At 67.7% G+C, this 13,100-nt stretch carries 10 protein-coding genes; 6 read left to right on the forward strand and 4 right to left on the reverse strand.

Annotation, left to right across the window (positions count from 1 at the left end):
* Window positions 1–212 precede the first annotated feature (212 nt).
* Entirely contained in the window at window positions 213–926 is a 714-nt protein-coding gene (locus PFX90_RS13830; protein ID WP_285713138.1) for a helix-turn-helix domain-containing protein, read from the forward strand.
* Between the two features lie 48 nt (window positions 927–974).
* Here PFX90_RS13830 and PFX90_RS13835 read toward each other — a convergent pair whose 3' ends face one another.
* Both PFX90_RS13835 and PFX90_RS13840 read right to left on the reverse strand, forming a co-directional pair.
* On the reverse strand, window positions 975–1,808 hold the full coding sequence (locus tag PFX90_RS13835) for an esterase/lipase family protein (RefSeq protein WP_285713140.1): 834 nt from the start codon (window positions 1,806–1,808) through the stop codon (window positions 975–977).
* A 70-nt stretch (window positions 1,809–1,878) separates the two neighbouring features.
* Complete coding sequence (locus PFX90_RS13840) at window positions 1,879–2,436, reverse strand: DUF3617 domain-containing protein (RefSeq protein ID WP_285713142.1); 558 nt, start codon at window positions 2,434–2,436, stop codon at window positions 1,879–1,881.
* A gap of 123 nt (window positions 2,437–2,559) precedes the next feature.
* On the opposite strand from PFX90_RS13840, the gene uvrB reads away from it, so the two are divergent.
* The 4 genes from uvrB to PFX90_RS13860 all read left to right on the forward strand — a co-directional run bounded on the left by uvrB (window position 2,560) and on the right by PFX90_RS13860 (window position 8,516).
* Complete coding sequence (uvrB, locus tag PFX90_RS13845) at window positions 2,560–4,755, forward strand: excinuclease ABC subunit UvrB (protein ID WP_285713144.1); 2,196 nt, start codon at window positions 2,560–2,562, stop codon at window positions 4,753–4,755.
* An 83-nt stretch (window positions 4,756–4,838) separates the two neighbouring features.
* The gene (locus tag PFX90_RS13850) at window positions 4,839–6,272 is read left to right on the forward strand and encodes a PQQ-dependent sugar dehydrogenase family protein (RefSeq protein ID WP_285713146.1); all 1,434 of its coding nucleotides are present in this window, start codon (window positions 4,839–4,841) and stop codon (window positions 6,270–6,272) included.
* A gap of 136 nt (window positions 6,273–6,408) precedes the next feature.
* Entirely contained in the window at window positions 6,409–7,917 is a 1,509-nt protein-coding gene (locus PFX90_RS13855; RefSeq protein WP_285713148.1) for a S10 family peptidase, read from the forward strand.
* Entirely contained in the window at window positions 7,914–8,516 is a 603-nt protein-coding gene (locus PFX90_RS13860) for a hypothetical protein (RefSeq protein ID WP_285713150.1), read from the forward strand. Before PFX90_RS13855 ends, PFX90_RS13860 begins: the two co-directional genes overlap by 4 nt.
* Here PFX90_RS13860 and PFX90_RS13865 read toward each other — a convergent pair.
* Complete coding sequence (locus PFX90_RS13865; protein ID WP_285713152.1) at window positions 8,443–10,542, reverse strand: protein-disulfide reductase DsbD family protein; 2,100 nt, start codon at window positions 10,540–10,542, stop codon at window positions 8,443–8,445. The two genes, PFX90_RS13860 and PFX90_RS13865, sit on opposite strands and share 74 nt — an antisense overlap.
* A 50-nt stretch (window positions 10,543–10,592) precedes the next feature.
* On the opposite strand from PFX90_RS13865, the gene PFX90_RS13870 reads away from it, so the two are divergent.
* The gene (locus PFX90_RS13870; protein WP_285713153.1) at window positions 10,593–11,819 is read left to right on the forward strand and encodes a UbiH/UbiF/VisC/COQ6 family ubiquinone biosynthesis hydroxylase; all 1,227 of its coding nucleotides are present in this window, start codon (window positions 10,593–10,595) and stop codon (window positions 11,817–11,819) included.
* 349 nt (window positions 11,820–12,168) lie between these two features.
* On the opposite strand, the gene PFX90_RS13875 is transcribed toward PFX90_RS13870, so the two are convergent.
* Window positions 12,169–13,071 carry a hypothetical protein gene (locus PFX90_RS13875; protein WP_285713154.1) on the reverse strand — a complete coding sequence of 301 codons (903 nt, stop codon included), beginning with the start codon at window positions 13,069–13,071 and terminating at the stop codon, window positions 12,169–12,171.
* Between the last annotated feature and the right edge of the window lie 29 nt (window positions 13,072–13,100).

The raw sequence follows: 13,100 nt of genomic DNA on the forward strand, positions 1-13,100 counted from the left end.
GCACTGGCATTCTCCCGACTGGCAAAACCCCTTTTTAACCCGTCCTGCTAGCGAATAGTGGAGAATGACCGTTTAATCACGTCACGTAGCCTCGTGACGGCGGCTCTTGTTTGGGTTAATGGCTGCGACGGGGATCGAGGGGTGGCACTTGTGCGAGGGGAAGTTTTTTCCCTGTTCATGCGCCATGGGCATCGGGGAAAGAACTAACCAGTATGGGCAACGATCAGCATCCCGCCAACGAGGGACCGATCCACCTTACCCGCAGCCTTCTGAAGGCGGTTCGCGAACTTGGTGTCGTTTCAATGACCTACCATTTCGCGAAGTCTCACCAATCGCTCAAGCCTGTCTTGCCCTATCTGCATTTCGAGACCGGAAAGACTTTCTCGCGGTACGAATTGCCCGATGAGCACTCCGAGGTTCTGCGTCGATGCCATGATTACATTATTGACCTGGGCAAGCCCGTGATCCTCTCGCAAGTGCTGCCGCTATTTCGATCGGTAGAGCCGCGTTTGACCGAAGAAATCATGACTGCCGCAAATGAAATGGGTGTCTTCGATCAGTACATGATCCCGGTGTATGGGCCATTCATGGTCAATGGTGTGATTGCATTCGGAAAAGGCAGCACGATTGATCCGAGTGAGAAGGCGATGCTCAAGAAAATGGAAAGCCTTGCCGCGTTCCATCATAACCGCATGGTTGTCCATTTCGGTGAAAAGCGATCCGACATCGAACTCTCTCCGCGAGAAAACGAGGTGCTGACCTGGATCGCACGGGGCAAATCGAGCACCGATATCGCCACGATTCTCGGGGTAAGTCTTTCGTCAGTCGACACCTACACCCGGCGGATCTTCGAGAAGATGGGGGTTCATGACAGGGTGTCGGCCGCAGTTAACGGGGTCGTCGAAGGCTTGGTCAAACCGACCTGATCGCGTGGGCGAAAAGCGCGCCTCGGGCAGCCTTGCTCGGATAGAAGTTCACCCCCTGACGCTCTCCAGCTCCGCCAGCAGCGTCGCGATCACCTGCGGATCATAGGTGAAGCCCATGTGGGTGCAGCGCAGCGCCACCGCGCGGTCGCGTTCGCCGGGGCGGCCGGCGGCGCAGCGCGGGGCGATGACGCCGTCGTTGGCGCTCCACAGCGCGACCGTCTCGACCGGGGGCTTCACGTGCAATTCGGCGGCGATCGGGGGGGCGTCGACCGAGTGCCCGGTGATGAACTGGTAGGCGCGCCAGACGTTGTTGGCGCGGGGGGAGCCGCTGAAGGGCGAGCCCATCGAGATCACCTTGGCGACGCTCTCAGGCTGACGCTTGGCGATCTCGCGCGCATAGAGGCCGCCGAGGCTCCAGCCGATCAGCACCACCTTCTGCCCGTGGCGCGCGTGGAGTTCGAGCAGGCGCTGTTCGACCTGATCGAAACGTTCCTCGGTCGGCCCCCAGTTGAAGCCGAGGCCCCAGCGCTTGGCAATGTGTCCCGCACTCTCCAGCTGCCGCGCAAGGTAGCGCATCCGCATCGGGTGCGCGCCGAAGCCGGGGAGCAGCATCACCACTTGCGGGTTGGCGCTGGGAGCGATCTCGAGCGTGCGGCGCACGCGGCGCACGGGCTCGAGCAGCACCTGAGTCTCACCGAGCAGCCGCACGAGGCGGGGTTTGCCGCTCTCGCGCTCCTCGGGGATGGCTTCGCGTGCCAGTGCGACCCGGCGGGCAAAATCGGTCGCGGCATAGGCCTGCTGCGCGCGCCCGCCCGCAGCCGCAGCCGCTGCGACCAGCGGGGCGGGCAAGCGAGGACGGTCAAAGGCGAAGCGCGTGGCCATGGAAAGCCACAAGCCAGACAGCCGCTGAACCGTCAATTAATTGTAACCCGCGTAATAAATCCGACACATTTCATTGGGCCGGTGTTTCCGCCGCGCCCGGCGCCGGGCAGTCGCCGGTCCGCTCGTGCTGGACGGAGACGTTCATCGTCCCCTCGACCCCGCCGAAATCCTTTCTGGTGGCGGCGGTGAACTCGGCGCCGGTGGGTTTCGCGCTGCCTTCCATCGCGGTGCGCGTGGTTACCCCTTGCGCCTCGCACACCAGCATTCCCTGAAACGCGCCGTCCTTGAGCGTGAAGGTCTCGAAGGAGCAGGCGCCGTCCTGCCCCTTGGTGAGCAGCGTCTCGAACCCCTTGTCGACCTCGGCCGCGGTGAGGCAGCTTTCCAGCGTGCGGACCAGCCCCGCGCCGTGCCCCTCCATGCCCTCGGGCAGGCCGGGGATGTCGAGCCCGGTCAGAGTGATGGTGGTCTTGTAGAGCCCCGGCTGCGGCTTCAGCCCCTGCGTCTCGGCCTGCTTGGCGGCCTCGGCGACGGTCGCGGGGGCTCCCTTGGGGGCCTCGCTCTCCTTCTCGCCCGAGCAGCCCGCGGCGAGCATCGCGGCGGCGAAGATGGTGAGGCTACGCGGGGTCATCGGGGCATCTCCTTGGGGTATCTGCCTGCGACAACGGCCCGCGCGCCAAACCGTGCCCCGAAAAGCGCCGAAGCCCGCCCGCCCCGCCTTGCGCGTCCCCGCTTTGTTCCCCATACAGGGAGCATGGCCGAACTCGTGATCCGCCGCGGACTGGACGAGCCCGAAACGGGCGCCGATTTCGTCCCGCACCGCCCCGCCCGCCCCGACAAGTCGATGGGCGGCATCCCGTTCAAGCTGGTCTCGGACTACGAACCGGCCGGCGACCAGCCGACCGCGATTGCCGAGCTGACCGAAAGCGCGCTGGCGGGCGAGAAGACGCAGGTGCTGCTCGGCGTCACGGGCAGCGGCAAGACCTTCACCATGGCCAAGGTGATCGAGACCCTTCAGCGGCCTGCGCTGATCCTCGCCCCCAACAAGATCCTCGCCGCGCAATTATACGGCGAGTTCAAGAGCTTCTTCCCCGAGAACGCGGTCGAGTATTTCGTCTCCTACTACGACTACTACCAGCCTGAGGCCTACGTCCCGCGCTCGGACACCTATATCGAGAAAGAGTCGAGCGTGAACGAGGCGATCGACCGGATGCGCCACTCGGCCACCCGGGCGCTCTTGGAACGCGACGACGTGATTATCGTGGCCTCGGTCTCGTGCCTCTACGGTATCGGCTCGGTCGAGACCTATTCGGCGATGATCTTCGACATCAAGGTGGGCGAGGTCGTCGACCAGCGCGAGCTAATCCGCAAGCTGGTGGCTCTGCAATACAAGAGGAACGATGCTGCCTTCACCCGCGGGTGTTTCCGGGTGCGCGGGGACTCTCTGGAAATCTTCCCCTCGCACTACGAGGACATGGCCTGGCGGGTGAGCTTCTTCGGCGACGAGATCGAGGCGATCAGCGAATTCGACCCCCTCACCGGCACCAAGGGCGCGGCGCTGGAGAAGGTGCGCGTCTACGCCAATTCGCACTATGTGACGCCCGGCCCGACGATGAAGCAGGCGGCGGCCGCGATCAAGTTCGAGCTGGAGGAACGGCTCAAGGAGCTGGAAGCCGAGGGCAAGTTGCTCGAACGCCAGCGCCTTGAACAGCGCACCAATTTCGACCTCGAGATGATCGCGGCGACCGGCAGCTGCGCAGGCATCGAGAACTACTCGCGCTTCCTCACCGGGCGGCTCCCCGGCGAACCGCCGCCGACCCTGTTCGAATACCTCCCCGAAAACGCACTCCTGTTCGTCGACGAAAGCCACCAGACCGTGCCGCAGATCGGCGCGATGGCGCGCGGGGACCACCGCCGCAAGCTGACGCTCGCCGAATACGGCTTCCGCCTGCCGAGCTGCATCGACAACCGCCCCTTGCGCTTCAACGAGTGGGACGCGATGCGCCCGCAGACCTTCGCGGTCAGCGCCACCCCCGGCGGCTGGGAGATGGAGCAGACCGGCGGGGTCTTCGCCGAACAGGTGATCCGCCCCACCGGCCTCATCGACCCGCCCGTCACTATCCGCCCGGTCGAGGACCAGGTGCAGGACTGCATCACCGAGTGCAAGGCGACCGCAGCACTGGGCTACCGCACCCTCGTCACCACCCTCACCAAGCGCATGGCCGAGGACCTCACCGAATTCATGCACGAGGCGGGCGTTCGGGTGCGCTACATGCACTCCGACGTCGAGACGCTGGAGCGCATCGAGCTGATCCGCGACCTCCGCCTCGGGGTCTATGACGTGCTGGTCGGCATCAACCTGCTGCGCGAGGGGCTGGACATCCCCGAATGCGGGCTGGTGTGCATCCTCGATGCGGACAAGGAGGGCTTCCTGCGCTCCGAGACCAGCCTCATCCAGACCATCGGCCGCGCCGCACGCAATGTCGATGGCCGCGTGATCCTCTATGCCGACCGCATCACCGGCTCGATGGAGCGCGCGCTGGCCGAAACCGACCGCCGCCGCGCCAAGCAGCAGGCCTATAACGAAGAGCACGGCATCACCCCGCAGACCATCAAGCGCAACATCCACGACATCGTCGCGCATACGGCCTCGCAGGATTCCGTGCTTGTCGAAACCGGCGACGAGGAGCGCAACAACCTCGTCGGGCACAACTTGCGCAGCTACATCGAAGACCTCGAAAAGCGCATGCGCGACGCGGCGGCCAATCTGGAGTTCGAGGAAGCAGGCCGCCTGCGCGACGAAATCCGGCGGCTCGAGGCGGACGAGCTTGGGTTGCCCGACAACCAGAAACGCGCGCCGATCGTGGGGCGCTCGAACGAGGGCAAGCCAGGGACGCGCAAGACGCGTTTCGGCAAGACGCGCTACAAGCGGATGGGCGGGAAGCCCTGAATATCTGTGGGATGACTTGACGTTCCACTTGCGTCGCGAAGGCAGGAATGATTGAAGACCCTTGCAGCAACAGGGGTCGATTAATGTTACGTTTCAAATACTTTATTGCGTTTTCCGCACTCGCCATGCTGACCTCCTGCGGGGGCGGCGGAAGCTCCGGCGGCGGGGGCGGGAGCGGGGGCACCAACGAGACGGTCTCCTTCTCCAGTCCGCGTACCCTCTCCATCACCGAAAGCCGCGGCACCAGCGAAACCCGCGTGTTGCTCGACATCAGCGCCAGTTCGTCGCGCGGCTCCGGGATCACCTACACGATCGAGCCGGGCAAGGACTCGGCGCTTTTCTCTTTCCTCGCCACGGGACGCCCCGCCTCGCTGATCCTCAACAATGCGGTGAGCTTCGAAACCCCGCGTGATGCGGATCGCAACAATGTCTACGAGATCGACGTGCGCGCCTCGAGCGCGACCGGGGCGAGCGCCACCCAGTCGATCCTGATCACCGTCACCAACACGTCCGAGGGGCTGGTGGTCCGCACGCTCACCACGCTGAGCAACGCCGCCAACGCCCGGATCAACCACTTGCCTTCCACCAATGAATTGCTGGTGGTTTCGGCGAGCGGGAACATCCAGCGGATTTCGGCCCAGACCGGTGCCCAGATCGCAAGCGCGCAGATGCCGCTAGCGGCCGGGGGCACGGTCCTCGACATCGCCGCAGACAACCTCGCTTTCCGGGGCGGCGCGTTTTTCGTGCTCGCCCGCGAGGGGACGCTGCTTTCGCTGCTCTATGTTGACGCCGCCAGCGGGGCGCGCCGCACGCTGTGGAGCGCGACGCTTTCGGCCGACGTGGTCGCCTCGCTCGGGATGTTCGGCTCGGACGTGCTGCTGGCGATCGGCGATGCCGGGGATCGCAACGCGGCGCAGAATCCCGCCGACCTGCGTGGCAATGTCATCCGCATGCAGACGCTGGGCCTTTTCGCTGATCCGTCGAGCATCACGGTCACGCCGGTGACAGTCGGCACGGGCCTGCGCGCGCCGCTTTTCTCGCCCGACCGCGAAGTGCGCGACTGGGTGATGGACCGGGGCGAGCGCTTCAACGAACTGAACCAGCCCAATTTCCCGCCCGTCTCCGGCCTTCCCAACTACGAATGGCCGATCCGCGACGGACTGGTCGATGGCCCCGGTTTCTCGGGAACGGTGACCGGCGGGCGCGCAACGCCGCGCACGGTGCAGGAGATCGGCCTGAACAATGCCGGACGCTGGATCGCGGCGGCCGAGAGCTTTCAGGCGGATGGCTGGCGGGGCGTGTGGATCTTTGCCGACGATCGCGGCAATCTGTGGACGTGGGATCGCTTGGCCGACGCGCCCTTCGAACTGCGCAACCTCGATTTCGGCCTGACCGACGTTGGCCCGGCGCGGTCCTTCGTGGCGATGGATCAGGGAAACACCGCCACCAACGGGATCGCGCCGATCTTCATGCTCCGCGCCGACGGAGCCCTGCTGGTCGCCGAGGTCCAGCCTTGAGATGCGGCGGGCGCGGCGCAAGAGCCGCGCCCGCCTCACCGTCACCTGCGGCCCGCAGCAGGACCGGGGATGTCCACGCCGCTTGACCGGTGCAAAGCTTGAACCGGAGTCGCAAGCCTGCCACTCCCCTTGCCCCATGAACGCCCGATTCCTTGGCTTGCTGGCCGCCGCCAGCGCCCTCGCCCTCACCGCCGCCCCCGCCATCGCACAGGACGCGCCCAAGCCCGAGGCCGCCACCAAATCCGCGCCCGAGGCACAGGTGCGCAGCCGCGATCTCGCCGGCACTTTCGGCGGGCAGCGCATCGCCTACAAGGCGACCATCGCCGACACGGTCCTTACCGATGAGGCGGGCAAGGCCGAGGCGGTGATCGTCACCACGTCATACGTGAAGACCCCGGCCGACCCCAACCGGCCTGTCTTCTTCCTCTACAACGGCGGGCCGGGCTCGGGCTCGGTGTGGCTCCAGATGGGTGCCTTCGGGCCCAAGCGCGTTGCGATCCCTTCGGACGCGAAGGACGACGGCGCGCCGCCCTATCCGCTGCTCGACAATCCCGACAGCCTGCTCGATGTCGCCGACCTCGTGTTCATCGACCCGCCGGGGACGGGGTTCAGCTATCTGACGCCCGGCACCGATCCCAAGAAATACTACGGCCTCAGGCAGGACGCGCGCGCTGTGGCGCAGGTGATCCGGCGCTGGATCAACGACAATGGCCGCTGGTCGAGCCCCAAGTTCCTCGGCGGGGAGAGCTACGGCACAAGCCGCACCGCGATGGTGGTGGATGAACTGGAAGGCTCGACCTACAACGACGTCGGCCTCAATGGGCTGGTGCTGATCTCGACCATCCTCGACTTCGCGGGCCGCGAGCCGACGCCGGGGAACGAGCTGGCCTATATCGTCACCCTGCCCAACATGGCGGCGGCGGCATATTATCACGGCAAGGTCGAGGCCCCTTCGGTCGAGGCGATCGTCGCCGAGGCGCGCAAGTTCGCCATCGGGCCTTTCGCCACTGCGCTGCTCAAGGGCGAGGAGCTGCCCGCCGACGAACGCGCGGCGGTGCGGAAGGAACTCTCGCGGCTCACCGGCCTCAGCGAAACCTATCTCGAGTCTGCCAACCTGCGCGTCACCGACCAGCGCTTCTACAAGGAGCTTCTGCGCGACCGGGGGCTGACCATCGGCAGACTCGATGCGCGCTACACCGGCACGGACTACGACAATGCCGGCGAGACGCCCGACGACGATCCGAGCTTCTACGGCATCGACGCAGGCTACACCGCCGCGATCAACAGCTGGGCGCGCGAGACTTTGGGCTACCGGACAGACCGCGAGTATCAGGCCATCGGTCGCGAGCCGGGGCGCAATTGGGACTGGTCGCTGGGCGGCGGCGGGCGCGGGGCCTATCTCAACATCGCTCCGCTGATCGGGCAGGCGATGCGGCAGAACAGCCAGCTGCGGCTGTTTAACGCGCAGGGCTATTACGACTTCGCCACGCCATTCTTCGGGGCGGAATATTCGCTCAAGCGCTCGGGCATTCCGCAGGACCGGATCACGTGGAAACATTACGGCGCCGGGCACATGATGTATGTCCGCGACGAGGACCGCGCGAAGCTCGCCGCCGACATCCGCGCCTTCATCCGCGACCGATGAGGGGGCCGCTCGCGCTTGCAGCGCTCGCGGGGCTGGCGGTATTGGCGGGGTGCAAGCCGCCGCCGACCGACAGCGCCGCTGCCCGGGTCTCGCTGATCGCGCCGGCCGAGGGGCCGTCCGAGCCGATCGCCTCGCCCGATGTGACGGGGGCGGTGTGGGCGAGCACCGGCAATCCCCTGCGCCTCGTCTACGGCATTCCGGGGCAGCCGGTGCTGCTGGCGCTCGAATGCCTCGATCCCAAGGGCCCCGAGGCGCGGTTGAGGATCACCCGCCACGCCCCTGCCGACCCGGGCGCGAGCGCTATCCTTGCGCTGATCGGCAACGGCTATATCGGGCGCTTTCCGGTCGATGCGGCGAGCCGCAAGGGCCAGCGCGTGTGGAAGGGCGAGGCTGCGGCGCTCACGCCAGAGTGGGACGCGCTGAAGCCCGAGCGCGAGGCGACGGTGACGGTGCCGGGCGCAGGGCTCCTGAAGCTCAACCCCAGCCCGCTGCCGATGGCGCTGGTCGATGCGTGCCGGGCGAGCCCTACTGCTGCCCCGCCGCCGCTTGCTCCAGCAGATCCGGGGTCAATACCTGCGGCAGCTGACGCGGCGCGCTAGCTCCCGGCGCATACCACAGGTAGAGCGGCACGCCCGCCGCGCCCTGCCCGGTCAGGAACTGCGTGATCGCCGCATCGCGCCGCGTCCAGTCGCCGACGATGGTGACCACGCCCGCCTTCTCGAACGCCGCGCGGGTGCTCTCGCGCTCGATGGAACTCGCCTCGTTGACCTTGCAGGTGACGCACCAGTCGGCGGTGAAATAGAGGAACACGGGCTTGCCGGACGCGCGCGCTTCGGCCAGCGCCTGTTCGCTGAAGGCGCGGCCCGCAAGGATGCTCTCGTGCGCCTTCTGTGCCTTGGCCGCGTAGACATTGGGGAGCGCGATCAGGGCAAAGGCGAGGAAGGGCGCGGCGACCAGCGCGAAGGCGGGCCACGCCATCTTGCCCGAGCGCTGGAGCTTGCCGACCACGAACAGCGCCACGAGCACGCCGAACACCAGCACCAGCGCCACCACGCCGAAGCCGCGCCCGCCCAATTGCACCGTCAGCCACACCAGCGCCAGCGCGGTGAGGCCCATCGGGATCGCCATGATCCGGCGGAAGCGCTCCATCCACGCGCCGGGCCTGGGGAGCATCCGCCGCAGGGGCGGCACAAAGCCGAGCAAGAGGAACGGCAGCGCCAGTCCCAGCCCCAGCAAGGCGAACAGCAGCAGCGCCTGCGGCACCGGCAGCAGCAGCGCCGCGCCCAGCGCCGCCGCCATGAAGGGCCCGGTGCACGGCGTCGCCACGAAGGCGGCCAGCAAGCCCGTCGCGAAGGCACCGGTCTTCTCGCCGCCCATGCTGACGCTGATCGCGGGCAGTTCGAACAGCCCCGCGAAATTCGCCGTGATCGCGGCGGCGAGCACCAGCAGGCCCACGACCACGCCCGGCTGCTGCAACTGGAACGCCCAGCCGACCTGCTCGCCCGCCGCACGCAAGGCCAGCAGGCCCGCGCCAAGACCAATGCAGGCGAGCACCACACCTGCGGTATAGGCGAGGCCCTCGCTGCGCGCCTTGGCCTCGCTTTCGCCGGCGCGGGCGAGCGCGATCGCCTTCAGGCTCAGGATCGGGAAGACGCAGGGCATGATGTTGAGGAGGAGCCCCCCCAGCAGCGCCCCCAGCACCAGCGTCCACCACGGCGGCGCGGTGGCATTCTTCGGCCCCGCCACCAGCTCGCCCCCGGTCGGCACTTCGCCCAGATCGGCCTTGAACACGAAGCCGCCCGCATCCTTGTCGCCAAAGGCGAGGATGCCCGACAAAGCCTCGGCCTTGCGGGTGCCGAAATCGTCGAGCGGGATCTCGGCGATCAGCAGGTCGCCCTTGCGGCGGAAGGTCTGCGGGGCGGCATGGGCAACCAGCCGCTGGTTGCCGACGAAGACGTAAGGATCGGCGAGCGCCATGCTCTCGGGGAGCGGAATCGCGATGCGCAGGGTCTTGCCGGTGATCGCGAAGCGCGCCCGCGCGTCGAGCGGCGGGGCTATCCCGGCGCGCCATGAGGCAAAATCGCCGCCCGGCACCGCGGTCAGATCGGCGTGCTGCGGCACGCAGACGTCCGAACAGGCGAGGTAATCGACCGAGCCCTTCACCGGCCCGGCAAAGCCCTTGACGCTCGGCCCCGGGATTACCGGCACGAGGATCGTGTAGGGCCCCTCGTAGATGTGGTTCATCAGCCCCGAGAGCACCAGCCGGTGCGGCACCGGATAGCGCGCCTCGCCCACCTCCCAGTCGGGCGGCAGGTCGAGCGCGAGGGTCATCCCCGCCCCCGCATCGCCGGGGTTCGACCAGTATCCGTGCCATTCGGGCGCGCTGGGGGTGAAATGCAGCGCTAGCAGCCATTCCTTGCCCTCGACCGGGCGGCCCTCGGCGTGGAGCGTCACCGGGATCTCGTCCGACCCGATCAGCAGGCCCTGCCCCGCGGGCGCAGCGGGCGGCGGCGGCGCGCTCCTTTGCGCCAGCGCTGGCACGGCAAGCAGCACGCTTGCGACAAGCGCAAGCACCCATGCAGCGAATTGTCGGGTGACGGTGGGGAAGATTCTTGCGCGGTGCACGGGCAACCCTCTAGGCTTGGCAGGCCCTATTCGCAATCGGAGCCGCCAAGGTGACAGCAAGATCAGACAATACCCGCGACCTCGTCATCCTCGGCGGCGGCCTCGTGGGCATGACGCTGGCGCTGGCGGCGGCGAAGAAGGGCCTCTCCAGCCACGTGATCGACCGCGCCGATCCGGCCGAGCTCACCGCCGAAGGCTTCGACGACCGCGCCACCGCGATCTCGACCGCGAGCTGGCACCTGTTCGAGAATATCGGGATCGCGGAAGGCCTCGAGCAGTTCGCCTGCGACATCGCCAGCATCGCCGTGACCGACCAGCAGAAGCCCGGCCGCCTCGATTTCGTCCCCGGCGAGGGCGACGGCACCTTGGGCCGCATGTTCCCCAATCGCCGCCTGCGCCTCGCCTTGTTCGAGGCGGCGGCGAAGGAGCCGCTGATCGAATGGACCCCGCTCGCCACGGTGGTCGAGCGCCAGCGCTCCGAATATGGCGTTGCCGCGGTGCTTTCCGACGGACGCAAGTTCAAGGGGCGGTTGATGGTCGCCGCCGAGGGCCGCCAGTCGCCCACCCGCGACGCGGCGGGCATTTCGATCGCCAAGTGGGACTACAAGCACCGCGCGATCATCTGCGGGCTCACCCATGAAAAGCCGCACGGCAATGTCGCTTGGGAGATTTTCTACCCCGCCGGGCCCTTCGCGCTGCTGCCCCTGAACGACGATGCCGACGGCACCCACCGCTGCTCGCTGGTGTGGACCGTGTCGGAGAGCGATGCGGCGGGCGTCACCAAGCTCGGCGACCGCGCCTTCCTCGCCGAGGTCGAGAAGCGGATGGGCGGCGTGCTGGGCAAGGTGCTTTCGGTGGGTCACCGCTCGAGCTACCCGCTCGGCTTCCACCACACCGCCAAGATCACCGCCGAGCGCCTCGCGCTGATCGGCGACTCGGCGCACGGGATCCACCCCATCGCGGGGCAGGGTTTGAACCTTGGCCTGCGTGATGTGGGCGCGCTGGTCGAGGTGCTGGCCGATGGCGCGCGGCTGGGGCTCGATCCGGGCGATCCGGAAATCCTCAAGCGCTACGAGACCTGGCGCGGGCTCGACAGCTTCATGGTGGCGCTGGCGACCGACGGCCTGACCCGGCTGTTCGGCGTCCCCGGCGCCGCGGCGAGCGCGGTGCGGCGGCTCGGCATGGCGGCGGTGCAGAGGACGCCGATGCTCAAGCAGTTCTTCATGGACGAGGCGCGCGGGGTTTCGGGGGACTTGCCGGAGTTGTTGCGGGGGTGACGCGCCCTCCGCCTCAAGCAGCGCAGCGATAGGCGAGCAAAAACGTCCCTCCCCGTCCCGAAGGGATGGGGAGGTGGCACCGCGTAGCGGTGACGGAGGGGTAATACGCGGCGCGGGAGGATTACCCCTCCGTCAGCCCTGCGGGCTGCCACCTCCCCATTGCTACACAACGGGGAGGGACTGTAGGTAAATCAGTGCTTTCCTACACGACCCGGCGCTGACACACTCGCGCCCATGACCCGCGTCGCGCCCCTTCCCTGTCCCGTTCAAGCACGCCTGCGCGGAGGGCAGGTTTTCCCGTTCTGGACAGTGTCTCATGTGTCTCCAACACGCGCGGAGACGGGCGGCCCTACGGCAGCACCAGCGGGCTCACTCCGCGCACCGGATTGCCCGCCCCGTCGCGCACCCCGCGCTGGTCGAGCACCGCGGCGGTCTCGATCACTTCCAATGCGTCCATCGCCTTCTTGTAGCGTTCCGCGTCCTGGATCCACGCGGCACCCTTGGCCGCGCCGGGCATGCCGCGCACCTCGTCGATCGCGGCCTGGTAGCGGCCCTGCTCGAGCGCCCAGCGCGCGCGTTCGAGGCGCTTGGTCGGCTGGGGCGAGGGGGTGGTCTCGCGGCGGAACACGAAGAGCTCCTTGAGCTCGCGCTTGAAGGCGCCCCACGAGGGGCCCTCGCTGGTCTCCTGCAGCTGCGGCCCGAGGCCCTCGAGCCGGGCGACGAGGCTGTCGATCCGCACCGGGTTGCGCGAGAAGTCGATGATGGTGCTGACTGCGTTGGGCCACTGGTCGCCGAAGCGGATGCGCAGCTGGTCGGCGAGGTAGCCGAGCTCGGCCCCGCGCTCGACCGCGCGGCGGGTGGCGAAGGCGATCAGCAGGCTCTCGGCGCGCGCGGCATTGCCGGCGGCGGCCTGGGCCTGGAGGTCGAGCCGGGTGAGGCGCTGTTCGGCGGCGGCGAGGCGCTGGTCGATGCCGCCCTGCTGCTCGGCAACCTGCTCGACCTTGGCGGCGGCGGCAGCGGTGGCGGGCGTCGCGCTGGCGGTGAGTGCGGGGGTGGGCGCGGCGGCGGTGGGCGAAGGCGAGGCGGCGGCGACGGTGCGCTGGGCACCGCTCCCGGCGAGGTTGTACCACACCACCCAGCCCGCCAACCCCGCGCCGAGCGCGAAGGCGAGGAAGGCGCCCAGCAGCGCACCGCGCATCGAGCGGGATGCGGGCGGCGGTTCGTGAAACGATGGTTCTGGCTGCGATGCCATGGCGATCCGTTCTTGCGACCCTGCTCTAC

Origin of the sequence: Erythrobacter oryzae, from assembly GCF_030271515.1 — a bacterium.
Classification (GTDB): Bacteria; Pseudomonadota; Alphaproteobacteria; order Sphingomonadales; family Sphingomonadaceae; genus Erythrobacter; species Erythrobacter oryzae.